This window comes from Fusibacter paucivorans, assembly GCF_018390735.1.
Lineage (GTDB): Bacteria > Bacillota > Clostridia > Peptostreptococcales > Acidaminobacteraceae > Fusibacter > Fusibacter paucivorans.
In genome coordinates this window covers 1-14,020 of sequence record NZ_JAHBCL010000028.1, presented here as the reverse complement: position 1 = coordinate 14,020, position 14,020 = coordinate 1, and the positions used below count along the sequence as shown (strand labels likewise).

The 14,020-nt window shown below is 44.0% G+C and carries 10 protein-coding genes; all 10 read right to left on the bottom strand.

Annotation, left to right across the window (positions count from 1 at the left end; translation table 11 throughout):
* Positions 1 to 489: 489 nt before the first annotated feature.
* Positions 490 to 1,554: a sigma-54 interaction domain-containing protein gene (locus KHM83_RS14725; RefSeq protein WP_213237799.1), complete on the bottom strand. Its 1,065-nt coding sequence runs from the start codon at positions 1,552 to 1,554 to the stop codon at positions 490 to 492.
* Between the two features lie 388 nt (positions 1,555 to 1,942).
* Positions 1,943 to 2,965, bottom strand: a complete 1,023-nt coding sequence (locus KHM83_RS14720; RefSeq protein WP_213237798.1) for a CobW family GTP-binding protein — start codon at positions 2,963 to 2,965, stop codon at positions 1,943 to 1,945.
* A gap of 253 nt (positions 2,966 to 3,218) precedes the next feature.
* The gene (locus KHM83_RS14715) at positions 3,219 to 4,349 is read right to left on the bottom strand and encodes an alcohol dehydrogenase catalytic domain-containing protein (RefSeq protein ID WP_213237797.1); all 1,131 of its coding nucleotides are present in this window, start codon (positions 4,347 to 4,349) and stop codon (positions 3,219 to 3,221) included.
* A gap of 32 nt (positions 4,350 to 4,381) precedes the next feature.
* Positions 4,382 to 5,509, bottom strand: a complete 1,128-nt coding sequence (gene buk, locus KHM83_RS14710) for a butyrate kinase (RefSeq protein ID WP_213237796.1) — start codon at positions 5,507 to 5,509, stop codon at positions 4,382 to 4,384.
* Between the two features lie 25 nt (positions 5,510 to 5,534).
* Positions 5,535 to 6,437 carry a phosphate acyltransferase gene (locus tag KHM83_RS14705; protein WP_213237795.1) on the bottom strand — a complete coding sequence of 301 codons (903 nt, stop codon included), beginning with the start codon at positions 6,435 to 6,437 and terminating at the stop codon, positions 5,535 to 5,537.
* A gap of 100 nt (positions 6,438 to 6,537) precedes the next feature.
* Entirely contained in the window at positions 6,538 to 7,986 is a 1,449-nt protein-coding gene (locus KHM83_RS14700; protein WP_213237794.1) for an aldehyde dehydrogenase family protein, read from the bottom strand.
* 20 nt (positions 7,987 to 8,006) lie between these two features.
* Positions 8,007 to 9,989 carry an FAD-dependent oxidoreductase gene (locus KHM83_RS14695; RefSeq protein WP_213237793.1) on the bottom strand — a complete coding sequence of 661 codons (1,983 nt, stop codon included), beginning with the start codon at positions 9,987 to 9,989 and terminating at the stop codon, positions 8,007 to 8,009.
* 26 nt (positions 9,990 to 10,015) lie between these two features.
* Positions 10,016 to 11,293 carry an MFS transporter gene (locus tag KHM83_RS14690; protein ID WP_213237792.1) on the bottom strand — a complete coding sequence of 426 codons (1,278 nt, stop codon included), beginning with the start codon at positions 11,291 to 11,293 and terminating at the stop codon, positions 10,016 to 10,018.
* Between the two features lie 161 nt (positions 11,294 to 11,454).
* Complete coding sequence (locus KHM83_RS14685) at positions 11,455 to 12,804, bottom strand: MFS transporter (protein ID WP_213237791.1); 1,350 nt, start codon at positions 12,802 to 12,804, stop codon at positions 11,455 to 11,457.
* 438 nt (positions 12,805 to 13,242) lie between these two features.
* Entirely contained in the window at positions 13,243 to 13,455 is a 213-nt protein-coding gene (locus KHM83_RS20050) for a group II intron maturase-specific domain-containing protein (RefSeq protein WP_425513879.1), read from the bottom strand.
* Between the last annotated feature and the right edge of the window lie 565 nt (positions 13,456 to 14,020).

The window sequence follows — 14,020 nt, the reverse complement described above, 5'->3', positions numbered from 1 at the left end:
TGTTGTCGTCAAACGCTACCTTTTCTCGCCAGAACTACTGCATGTCATCAGCGTTATCGTTTCAACATGCCAAGAGGCGACAGTTCTAATGATCGCAAGGCCTACTGGTTACTTAGCGGAGGGGTATTTTTCTCGAAATAGAATCACAATTGTCCGTTTTTCAAATCCCGCTCTCCGCTCTTTAAAGATCAAAAGAGAAGTCATTTCTGTTCGGCTGTATTGAGGATTCAACAATAACATCAAGGTACTTTGAAGAGTCTGTTTTGGCATAAGAAACTTTCAACGTCTTAGGCATCGTATCTTACACTTGAAATGATTATTGAATATTGAAAACCAAAATATCACACAGCTTATTCGTCATACCCAAAAATCTCACTAAATTCATACAAACATCAAAAGGTCTAAAAAAAGCAAGGAGTAGGGATTCATTGAATCCCTCACTCCAACTATTAAACATAGAACTAGGTTTTTAAGGAAATGCCGATGCAATCAACGCTGCTTGGATAAACGATACTTAGCCATTTTTCTGCTCATAGTTGGACAGCTGATACCAAGTGCGTTAGCAGCGTCAGATGAATTCCGATATTTTTTTAGGGCAGCGATAAGGATTTCCTTTTCATACGCGGAAAGCTGATCTTCCAAAGGAGCCTCCGTCACCAGAGGCGTGTTTCTAATCAGCTTTTTGACAGGGCACTTATTATTCTCACCATAAAAATCAGAAGTCATCTCGCCGGAAGGAAGAGTGATAGTTTCAATTTCATACTCAGACGGGTCTGTCATCAATACTATCCGCTCAATCAGATTTTTTAGTTCTCGGATATTTCCCGGCCAAGAGTACGATTCCAGTTGTTGATAGATGTCTTCGGAAAATTTCTTCTTTATATCATATTTTTGAAGATAATGTGAAAGGAAATAGTCTGATAGAATGCGGATATCGCCCTCCCGCTCCCGTAATGGCGGGAGATACGCTGGAACAACATTAAGCCTGTAGTACAAATCCTCACGAAATTTCCCCATCGCAACCAGCTCATGCAGATTTTTGTTTGTAGCCACAAGCAGTCGAAAATCCACCTTAATGGGCTTGCTTTCCCCTAAACGCACGATAGTCTTCGTTTCAAGCGCCCTTAACAGCTTGCCCTGCTGCTCCAGCGGAAGTGAATCCACCTCATCCAGAAAAAGAGTGGAACCGTCGGCGCTTTCAAACAACCCCTTCTTTCCGCTGGGATTACTGCCTGTGAACGCCCCTTTAGAATACCCGAACATCTCAGCTTCAAACAGAGATGGCGCGATGGCGGCGCAGTTGATGCAAATCATGCTGTGCTCTTTTCGTTTGCTGGAGGAGTGGATATATTGGGCCAGAACCTCTTTGCCTGTACCAGTTTCACCATAAATAAGAATGGGAACATCCGCATTTGTTAAGCGCTTAAGGGAGCTAATCAAATTTTTCATGACTACGCTGCCGTAAACAATCGAGCGCTCGGTATCATTGTTTACAAGCTGTGTTTCTGTGTAATTACCAAAAACAGATTGTGACTCTTGTTCAAAACGGTTCATATCCTCTTGAAGACACGTCTGCCCCACAACGTACTTGACGTTTCCCTGAGAATCAAACACTGGGGAATTCCATGTAAAATACAAACGCGAGTTACGATTTACATCATAAATTTTGTGCCAGCAGTAGACTCGTTTTTTCTGCTTCAATACTTGAGGATATATATTTTCACTGAAAATCCCATTTTGGTCCATGGCGTAAATATCGCTGTATTCCCGTTCAAACACTTCCTTTGAACATTTGTACATCTTTAATGTGCTATTATTTGCAAATATGGTTTGCCCGTTTGCATCTATAATGTAAACCGCATCTGTAAGGCTATTAAGAAGTGTTTCTAAAATTTGAATATTATAGTTGTCTATAGTATCACCCTCAATCTTAGTGTGGAGATTACATGGACAAAAACAAGTTTTCTATTTCTCCCCTGACCAGTGCCTCTCCAATAACACATATTTTCCCAATCGTTTCCGGACTGCCAATGCGAACGGTGTGTTCTGTCGGCACATAGTCGAATTCATACCATGAGCCGGTCTCTGACGAAACGAGGCCCTTTGCGCGAAGAACATTTCCAGACGCATGATCGAGTGCTTTCATAATTTGTATTAGCCTGTCTTTGGTGAATGTCTGCGCTGTTTCAAGCCCAACCGTGTTAAACAGGTCTTCCGCGAAATCATGATTTTGGTGCTCGTGATGATGCTCGTGATAGTGCTCGTGATTATGTTCATGGCTATGATGATTGTCGGCTTTTTCAGCATATGCTTCATGCTCACTGGTCAGCAAGTCTTCAGCTCTTACATAATGGCTGTGGTCAAAATACATGGCACGACGTATCTGGTCAGAGGATAATTGATCCCAAGGCGTAGTGATAATAATTGCCTTTTGATTAATCGCACGAATTGTGTTGACACAACAATCAAGCGATTCCCGATCAATATCCTCCGTCCTGCTTAAGATAATACAGCCTGAGTAATTAATTTGATTGTATAGCACCGCTTTGTAGGCGTCAAGCATTCCGTTGATTTTTGTAGCATCAACGACGGCAACTACGCCGTCCAATTGTGTGCGGACCGGTAGATCTGAACTTTCACTCAGAGACAGTACAGAATCTATAATATCAGAGAGCTTTGCCACGCCGGATGGTTCGATCAGTATATGATCTGGCCGTATCCACTCTATGATTGTAATAAGGGATGCCCGAAAGTCGTCAGATAGACTACAACATATACAGCCGGAAAGTAGATTGGTTACTTCAATTTTCTGCTTCCGCAGGAATGCAGAATCAATACTGAAATCACCGTATTCGTTCTCCAGCAACGCCAGTTTTTCTCCAGGATAACCATCTTCAACGAGCTTTTGAAGCAACGTCGTTTTTCCTGCGCCAAGGAAACCTGAAACAATATCTATTTTTATCATTTTCTGCCACCTTTTCAATTATTTTCTTTTCAAGTAATATCTCCCGAAAACGCTCTACAGTGTCAGTCGTTAAAGTAATTGCGAAAGCCGCAGCAATCTCTGGGCGAAGACATACAGATGTAAGACATACTCAAACGACATAGTAGAGCTGAAGATACAGGAAATGGGAGACCGCAAATTCAACCTTCCATTTCCTGAATATACGATATTGTGTACTGTACTTGAACCTGAGGTTTCAGGCTATTTATGGCAGTTACTTATTCTGATTCATGAGTACGACAACTTTCTTGCTCCGGTTATGCTTCGCGTCGTCCAAGGCATCAACAACATTGTCCAAATCATAGAAGGTGTAAAGCTTATCAAAGGGGAATTTGCCCTCTTTATACAAATCAATCAACATGGGAATAATCTCATCGTTGTTGACGTTACCGTAACGGACGAAATCAACATGTCTGCTGTCATTGCAATCAATCATATAGCTGCCAAAGCTAACGTTGGTGCCAACAGCGACCTGCGCACAATGTGCGCCCCATTTCAGAGCTCGCATGATGCCCTTAATAACATGACTAAGACCAACGCCCTCTACCGCACCGTCGGCGCCCTTTTCGCCAACAATTTTACGAATGCTCTTTGTAATCTCTTCCTCACCCATGCCTGCGGAATTCAAAACAGCAGTCGCTCCAAGTTCCTTAGCGAAATCGAGACGGCTGTCAATAACATCCAAAATCAGAGTCTTGGCACCCATTGCATTTGCCATCCACATAGCTGACAGGCCGACCGCACCTGCACCGGTGATCACGATCCATTGACCAGGACTCGGCTTCAGCTCAGCATACACTGCGCCTGCGCCGGTACGCATACCACACGACAAAGGACCGCAGAGACTAATGTCTACATCTTTGGGGATTACCGTCAGCATGGGTTCATATATACAGGTATACTCTGACAAGGATCCCTGCTCGAACAACTGGAATACATCTTCGCCCTTTTCGTTGGTCATCGGTGCGGTTCCATAAAAATCATAACCGCCGGACAGGTATCGATAATCCATGGAACCTTCGCACAACCAAGTCATGTTTTGGCGGCAATAGAAGCATTCTCCGCAGCATGGAGGACCGATAGAAACATGGTCACCCACTTTGACCTTCGTTACAGCGGAGCCAACTTTCTCCACAATGCCTGCGCCCTCATGACCCAGCACAACAGGCATCTTATAATCAATTCCCCAGTGGTCATATTGGTACGCAATCTCTGTACCGCAAATGCCACTGCTCTTCATGCGAACAATGACCTCTTTTTCCCTAGGCTCCCGTACCGTAACGGTTTCCAGCCTTAGTTGATTGTTTTCTCCTTTTTCATACAATACCGCTGCTTTTGCTTTCATAGTGTTTTCTTTCCGTCCTTTCTTTTTGTAATTTAGTTTGGATTTATATTCTGAAGATAGTCACCCTCTCCATCGTATACCGCTAGTTCTTCCTGCCCTGACAAAATTCGATATGCACCCAATGCCAGCGCTTCATTTTCAAAGCCGCCCGGGTAGCACATGACTGGCGCAAAATGGCGGACATGTTCTCCCACAGCCTCGATCAAGCGAGAGGAATTAGCCAAACCGGCAGTAAATGCAATCGCATCTACCTCTCCGCACAGAGTCGCCGCGCACGCGCCGATTTCACGGTAAATCTGATAGGCCAATGCCTTGAAAATCAGCTCTGCCTCTTCATCACCAGCGTCAATACGGCGCTCTACCTCTCGCATGTCTTCGGTCCCCAGATATGCCTTCATACCGGCATCGCCCTTTAGCTTGCGGAACATTTCTTTCTCAGTAAACTGACCACTATAGCACATGTGTACAAGTTGACCTGTCGGCAAGGACCCCGCCCGGTTTGGCGTAAAAGGTCCATCCGCATCACCAGTTGCATCGTTGACATCAATGATGCGGCCTTTTTTGTGCGCCCCAATAGAGATTCCCCCGCCAGCATGAACGACAATCAGATTTACTTCGTCATATTTCTTTCCCAAGTCAAAGGCTGCTTTTCTGGCAACTGCGCGGTGATTCAAGGCATGAAAGGCAGATCTTTTTTGGAACATTGGGTTGCCGGTCACTTTCACCTCTGGAAGCAGTTGGTCGATGGTCGACGGATCCGTGATGTATATGGGGATTTCTTTCTTACAATCTATTAATAATTCATCTACAACCGGAATTGCCACATAAGATGCATGAAGGATTTTCTTCTTCGGGTCGTACATCTCATTCATGTGCGCTCTCAGCTTACCTTCTACCAGGAAAGTACCACCTTCGCCGCCGAAGAACAAGCCGCTTCCTCGCACAGCGAAAGCGTCAAAATTGTCGACTACATATCCCCTGTCTGTCAGAAGCTGCATTATGCGCCTACTTTTTACAGCCACCTCCTGCTCACCGGTATATCGCATTTCCAGTTCCTCTTTTGTATATGGGAGATCGATTTTTTCTACAAGGCTTGCATCCTCGTAAATGGATAGCTCTCCTGACGTTCCGCCGAAATTAATTACAAATATACGAAACATAATAGTTTTACTCCTGTATTTTTTATTATCTGACACATGTTGATGTCACAACGAGTGAATTGTATTTTAGTTCTGCAGATGCGGCTCTGGAGGTTATGGTAATCGGAACGCTGGCTCCAAGCAAAATACCTAAAGGAGATGCCCCCATCAGCTCTATTGCTTTTGCATAGACGCTACCACTGATTAAGTTTGGAAACAAAAGTGCATCCACATTGCCCGCTGCGAAGCTGGAGTAACCTTTTTCCTTTGCCTTCTCAGTGCTCAACGCTAAATCCAGTGAAATCGGGCCTTCGACTCGGCATCCGGTAATTGCACCATCCAAATTCAGCTGTTTTAGCTTGGCTGCTTCAACAGACTCTACAACCTTTAAATTCAATTCTTCCGCTGCTGCCAGCGCGCCGAATATCATCTTATTGTCGTATCCCATATTATGCATTGCATTTGTTACAGCCTCGATTTGCGCAATTTTCTGTTCAAAGTTAGGATATGGAATTACGGCACAATCACACAAGCCTACCATCTTGTGATACCCCGGGAGCTCAGTCAGCGCCAAATGCGTCACAACCTTTCCGTGTGGAAGACCTGTTTTCTTGTTCAGCACTGCCTTCAAAACATCCGCTGTATTCATGATGCCTTTCATGATGAAATCTGCATCTCGGCTGTTGATCAGATCTACAGCCGTACTAGCCGCATCAGCCGTATCAGGCTTATCGTAGATCTGTTTTTCATCAAGTGACTCACCGATAGAAGTCAAAATACGGATAATCTCTTTCTTGTCGCCGATAAGAATAGGTTCTACAAAACCGTCGTTTTTTGCTCGCATAACCGCTTGCAGCACATGTTCCTGATGGGCGGCCGCCACTGCAACGGTACGCTTTTTACCTCTCCTTCTGGCCATTTCCAGAATGTCATCAACATTTCTAAACATGATTTCAGCTCCTTACAACTATAATTGTCACTAGGTGAATTGCATTACTTGGAATTTCTACTGATGCAATTCGCTTGTTCGACAGACTGTCTCTTTGCCGCTATTCAGCAGTTTCGCTCCAGACTTCTTCTTCCGTCTGAATCTGATCCACCTCAACGGTATAAATGATCCGCGTATAGTTAAGAAGACGAAGGAAATCAAAGTTTTCACAGAGGATATTTTTTTGCCAGAAACCGCAGCCCACGCCGCTAGTCGCTACCGTACCAGTGTCATAGGAAACACCATTGTAGGTATAAGCTCCGCCGCCCACAGCGATATCACTGTTATTAATAATGACACGGCAAACAGGCAGCTGAAGGCCAGCGTAAAGTTGATTGTCCTTATCATCTGAAATTACAACTGTTGAATGACCGATTCCTTCAATATTCAGATTGCTGATTGCGATATCAATCGCCATTTTCCATTCACCCTCATAGGTGTATACATAGCTTACCGGCATCAGTTTCTCATGGCAAAGCATTTCAGCTTCCCCAAAGCTCTTTATACGGCAAATCAGCAGTGTAACACCATCTGGTACCTCCAGCTCCGCGACAGCGCCAAGTTCCTTCGCGCTCTTTCCGGCCATCGCAGCATTCAATCGCATACCGTTGCCATCCGCTTTCGGTACAAAGCATACATTGCGGATTCGGTCAATCACAGCCTCATCTTCTACAAACATTACGTTCTGCATGGAAAACGCTTTCTTAAAAGCATCGTAATCTTCCGATGGAAGGATAAAACCCTGCTCACCGGTGCACATTACAGCATTGTCCATTGAGCGATTTGGCACCATCAACGATGCCAACTTTTCGAACTCCTTACTCATGCCCTTATCAATGCACACCTGACAATTGCCCTGTCCAACGCCAAAAGAGGGCTTCCCGCTGGAATTTGCGGCTTCAACCATGCTGGGGCCACCGGTTGCCACAACAACATCCGCCGCGCTCATAAATGCGCTGGTCATATCCAGTGACGGCTCCTCTACGCACTGAACCAGATCTTTCGGAATCCCCATCTCTGCAATCGCATCGCGAATCAATTCAGTGCAGTGGATTGATACATTTTTCGCTTTTGGATGTGAGCATATTACAACGGCATTACCCGTTTTTAATGCCTGCATGCAGTTTGCGGCCAGCGTAGCCGTAGGATTTGTGGAAGGCTCCACGGCGCAGATCACACCGATCGGTTTTGCAATTGTAATAATACAGTCTTTATCCAACTTGCCCTGCTCTACACCGATAACGCCAGTAGTCTTTTTGCCCTTCGCAAATGCCCATTGGCCGGTCAAAAGCCCGCGCTGCTTTGCGATTTTATCCGGAACATTCCCCATCTGAGTTTCTTCCACAGCCTCGACCGCAAGCATCTCTGCCGCATCATAAATCGCCTTAGCCGCAGCTCGAGCTGCTTTATCATACAATTCCTGCGATGCCATTGCTTCGTAGATTTTCTGTGCTTCTCTAGCCTTTGCCATAACCGCTTCTGTATAAGCTTTTATATTTATTGTTCCCATCTTTATATCTCCTTATCTCATTAAATATGTCGTGTAATTTCGTATGCAGCAGTGACGCTAGTATATACCAGTCCAACCCGGTTCATATCACCACAGCTGTATACAGCAATACCCTTGCCATACAAATCCTTCTCAATAGAAGCGATGGACTTTCTGCCGATTGAAATAACCACCGTATCCGCTTCGATTTCTAGCTTCTTGTTCTTTTCGGTATCAAGAACGACTGCACCCTTACTGTTCACCGCTTCAATTCTGCAATTTGCCTTTACTTCAACACTAAGATCTTCGATCAGATCAGGCACCATCTGGCGATAAGAAATAGGCACTGAATTGCTGGCAGCCAGAATAGCCGGCCCAGCTTCCACAATTGTGACGCTCTTTCCCTTTTGAGCCAATTCAATTGCAGTTTCGCAGCCTACAAGGCCACCGCCAACTACAATGACCTTCTGTCCAGGATCAATTCCTTTATTTAGCATAACCTCTGCAGAGATGCAGTTGTCGCCGTCAATGCCGTCTATACATGGCATCAGCGGTTCGCCGCCCAGTGCCAGAATTACCACATCCGGCTTTTTAGCAATGATTTTTTCAGCTGTCATATCTTCGCCCAAATGAACGGGAATGTTCATTTCCTTGATTTCATTGACATACCACGCAATCAGGCGATGAAGAGTCGGTTTAAAATCATGTGCCCCTGCTGCATGAAGCACGCCTCCTAGGCGGGTGTCTTTTTCATAGAGTTCAACCTCATGTCCCCGCAGCTTTGCGGTTTTTGCAGCTTCCATACCTGCTACGCCACCACCAACAACCATAATCTTCTTAGGTTCAATGGTCTTTTCCAAATGATACGTAAGCTCTCTTCTGGATGCCGGATTTACGGCGCAAGTTACTGGAGTTCCGGTTTGAAGCTTATTTAAGCAACAAAGGCAGCCAATACATGGACGAATTTTTTCCGGCTTACCCATTTCAAGCTTTTTTACGAAATGAGAATCAGCCAGTGCCTGACGTCCAAGGGAAACTGCATCAATCTTGCCCTGAGCAACCGCTTCATCATCCATATCTGGATTATTCATAGCGGAGCCGCAGATAACAGGAATATTTACTGCTTTCTTCAATTCTGCCGCTAGGTTAATACAGTATCCATCTTGCATATAACTTGGTGAACAGGCATAATAGAAAGAATCATACATACCGGCGTCCACATTCAAAACATCATATCCATACTTTTCCAGCAGCTTTGCTACTTCTACAGACTCCTCAAGCGTCCTGCCAGCCTCATGCATTCCATGAAGATCAGCCTTGTTCAAAGCCTGAATAAAACTCTTGGCTCCAAGCCTGATACTTACAGGATATTCCGAACCGCAGGCCGCCTTAACGCCCTCTACTATTTGCTTACAAGGACGAAGTCTGTTCTCCAAGCTTCCGCCGTACTCATCAGTTCTTTTGTTTGTAATGCTCATGGCGAACTGATCTAGCAAATATCCCCAGTGGAGAGCATGTATCTCTACACCGGAAAATCCGGCTGCCCGCATCACCTTTGCGCCCTCAATCACGCAATCAATTTTGGCCTGGATCTGTTCAACCGTAAGCGCCTGAGAAGTCAGATGCGGGAAGTCAAATACTTCATTTTCTGAGCTTGACAGCAAGCCGGGGTAGTTTCTTCCTAGACCCATGCTGATTTGTCCAAAAATCTTCATACCATAGGCAGCGGCGCGTTCGTTCAGTTCCTGTCCTTGATAAATAAACGGTCCCTGATTGTCAAGTAGAGATGAAATTGGATCCCCTTTCTCAACCTTGTTATCAGTAAACTGGCAACCGGTAATCATCAGGCCAAATCCACCCTGTGCCCGCTCCACCATAAACTCGATGCCTTGATCGCTGAATTCGCCTCTCGGTCCATTCAAACCCAAATAGCCATCTCCCATGGGAGCCACGACCATTCTGTTTTTAATCGAAAGCTTTCCAATTTTAAAAGGGGACAATAAATGACTATAATTACATTCCATATAAACCCTCCTGTTCTATAAATCTGTTATTTTTTATACGTTTTTGCAAATATAAGTGCGAAAATGCTTCCTAACAATGCTACGCCTGCAGTAATCCAATAGCTGATCATAATTGAGCCAGTCGCATCTTGTACAACACCCGAGATAGTAATTCCAATTACGCCAGCAATGTTGGTAATAAAGAGCATTACGCCGAGTCCTTTTGCAAAGAATTTAGGAGCAAAAATGCTGGCAGGAAGTACCCAAACAGGCGCAGCCGCCAAGGTAACGCCAGAGTATGCGATCATACACATGAGAGAGAAGGTGCCTACCGATGCCCCCTTAACCACTACAACCAGTACCATGAACAAAAATGAAATAAAATAAGCAATGGCAACAGTCTCTGCACGACGGCCCTTAAATACACGATCCGAGATAATTCCGCCCAGCGGAGACGCAATGATTGTTCCCACAAAGGTAACGGATGTGATCGCAGTAACGGTACTTGCTGGCCATCCCAGCTCCATAATAACGGCTGGTATAGAAAAAGCTAAGTTATATACTAAGTAGCAATATGCGAAGATCGGGATAAACAAGATCCAGAATCCCTTGGAGTGAAGCATTTCCCCATAGCTTCCCGGCAGGTTTTCTACATCAGCAGCGTTTGAACCGCTTGTGGTTTCTTTTGGCGTTTCCAGAAGCTCATCGACAGAAGATACACCATATTTCTTTTCAATGTCCGTATAGAAAAGCAGAATTAGAATCAGACAAAGTGCAGAACCGATGCATAAAAATGTTCCGATACCACTTGACCAGGACAAGCCGAGAGTTGAAAAATAGCTTAAGATCAATGTGATACCTGCAAGACCTACGCCATAAAGACCGGTTTCAATACCGGATGCAATCCCTCTTTCTTTCGCCGGAAACCAGGGCGCGATACCGAGGGCAAATGTGTTAACAAGACCTGCGCCAATGCCCTGAAGCAGTCTCAGCGCTACTAGCTGTGTAATGGTATTCGGGTGTGCCAAAAAGCCAATACCGGCTACCAGCATCATAATGGTACCGATTACCATGGTTCTCTTAGCGCCGCCCAGTTTCATTGCAATCGCACCGCCGATGAGACTAAACAAAGCCAGCATAATGGTGGTTCCGTTGGAAATAAATGAAATTGCAGTATTACTAACCCCAAGATCCTCAATAATACTCGTCGCGTAAGTAGCAATGACCTGCATACCCATGTAAATATTGATGTAAGCTATTGTCAGTACAATCCAGATTACGAAACGATAACTAGGTGCCTTGTTCAACTTAACAACATTTTTCACTAAAATTCCCCCTTTAGTTTTTTGAATTAAATATCTCACAATGGAGTATTTTTGCACGCAATTTGCGTGACGGAATACGTATGCTTCACCTCCCCTTGTATTGCATTTATTGAGCGTGTTTTCTATATTTTCATTTTTAAAGAATGAAAAAACTTTCTTACTTATATGCTGTATGCTCTTTTTAAGATAACCGCACACACTGCAACCATTACCATGCAAAAGGCCAAGAAAAAGCCACCTATTGCTGCGGACGTATATTGAATAAGAATCCCAAAAACCAGCATCATGGCAAAACCACCAAATCCAGAAACCATTACGCATATTCCCATGTTTTTAGACGCATCCTTTAGCCTCACGACCTCTGCCGGAATGCACCATAGCGGGCCGGATGAAAAATAGAGCGTTCCATATGCAAGGAAGAACAAAACGGTCATCATCGTAACCGATGTTGCGTGGCCAGAAAAAAACATGACCATAAATAAGGCAGCACATCCAAAGTATGAAATCATCGCTACTTCGGTCCTCTTGGAGTGGAAGACCCTATCACTGATCGTACCTCCCAGCAGAGCAAAGATAATGCTACTCAAGGGGCCAAGCGACATTACTGATGTGATACCTGCAGTGTCAAACCCGATTGATTGTAAAAATAGAGGCATGACGAATCCAACGCCATACAAACATGCTCCGGAGAAAAAAATCATAATTATGGTCAACCAAAATCCCGGAAATTTCATAACATTTGCCCATTCCGGTGCTTTAAAGCTTTGAATCGGGATAGCCCGTACCGCCTCCACTTCGTTGTCTTGCGGTTCCAGAGCATCGTCAATGGAGGCAACGCCATATTTCTTTTCGATATCCTTATATAGAAACGCAATCAACACCAGCATTACACCGCCGCCGACCAAAAGCCAGATTCCGATCATCCTATTCCAGACAATGCCTGCGTTGCCGCATAGATAGATGTAAAAAGTCACTGCCGAAACACTTAAACCAAAGAAGCAAGTCAATGCGCTTTGGGCTGTTCCGCGCTCCTTTTTGGGGAACCAAACACATATTAATGACATCAGACAAGCCGCTATCATGCCGCCGCCGGCTCCCTGGAGAATTCTTACGAAAGAGAGCATTGTGAAGTTAGTAGGAGCCAGAATATAAAGCAAACCAGAAATAGCGCTAACTGCAAGTCCTACCAATACAATCCTCTTCCCACCGTATTTAACCATTAACCCCCCGGCGATTGCAGATAAAATTGCTTTTGTCATGGTTCCTAAAGAAGAAAATAATGACAACCCTCCTTCTTCAAAGCCAAAGGTATGCATAATATCAGGGCCTAACGATGATGTAATCTGTAAGCCTCCATAGACCAACAGATAGGGCAACACCATCAATGAAAATACCACAAAGCGATATTTTGGTGCTGTCTTCAATTTACCTGTGTTTTCATTTAAAATCTTCCCCTGATTCTTTACCAAATAAGATTCATTTTGCTCAGATGAAAAATTCGTGTTTTCCATTAAAATCCTCCTAGTGTTCTTCACCCCACCGACTATTGCAGCCTGCAGAAGTGGCGCTGTTTTTATTTGTGACAGCTCTAATACAATCTAATATTCAGCAACTTTCATGCCAAACTATTTTTCCTTTCACCCCATTGCCTTCAAAAAAATTGAGGGTTTATTGAAAAAAAAGGATTCTCTGAAATAATTGTCATAAAAGTTTTTTGAAAAGCACCTTATATGATGATTTTCATAACGCTTACAGCAGAACATTTTGTCCAATTTTTCATTTTTGCAATTTCATAAATGAAAAAAATTTCATTGAGTGTACAGGAACAGCTCATGAAGGGTTACGCTGCCATAACAGAGTACCCTGCGCCCCAGCTCACGACCATTGCCTCTAAATGGTAAATTACCATTTGTTCTCACCGCATTTCGTCCACATTTGTGTGCCTTTTTTTAATCGAGTAGGAGCTGATCAATTATTTTATTCAGCTTCCTTGTGTTCCAAATACAAGCTTTAAGCCTTCTACGAACCCATTTATCAATATCAATCAATATATTCGACATATCAGCTAGTTTAAAATAATTCACCCACCCTCGAGTCTTCTCAATCAGTTTCTTAAGCCTCGTTTCAAAGTAAAAACTGTATCCAATAAGTTTTCGTTTCATTGGACTAGCTACCGCGCTATTCCTTTCATTCACTTTCAACCTTAATTCCTTTTCTAGAAATCTTCGTACGCTTTCCATCATGCGTTGTCCTGCTCACCTACTCTTTATGTAGATGTTGTAGTCATCCGCATATCGACAGAATTTGTGACCACGTTCTTTGAGCCTTTTGCCTCCAGATTCCTTCAGATTCGCAGTCACCCACGACGCCCTTATTCTTGGCTAACGTTTGCCCCCATATCGGATTTACACCAGTTAGAGTGCGCCCGTGCTGGGCGCAAAAAAAAGCATACAGAACAATCGTTCTATATGCTTTCCTTTTATATTTCAGGCTATTTTAAAGGTGTTTTAGCCCACGTGATTTGACTTTGCCTTGCTCTTTGTCTTTGTCAATGCCACGATGAAATAGATCACTTGTTTTGCCGTAGTCATTTGTTACAATACATGTAGCATATATGTATTGAGGTGATAGAAAAAGCATCACTAGACGACTGACCTTCCAGCAAGATTGTTCATCGTCATAGTGATGCTCCCAAAAACATGATTATTGTAGCACGTTATGACGTAA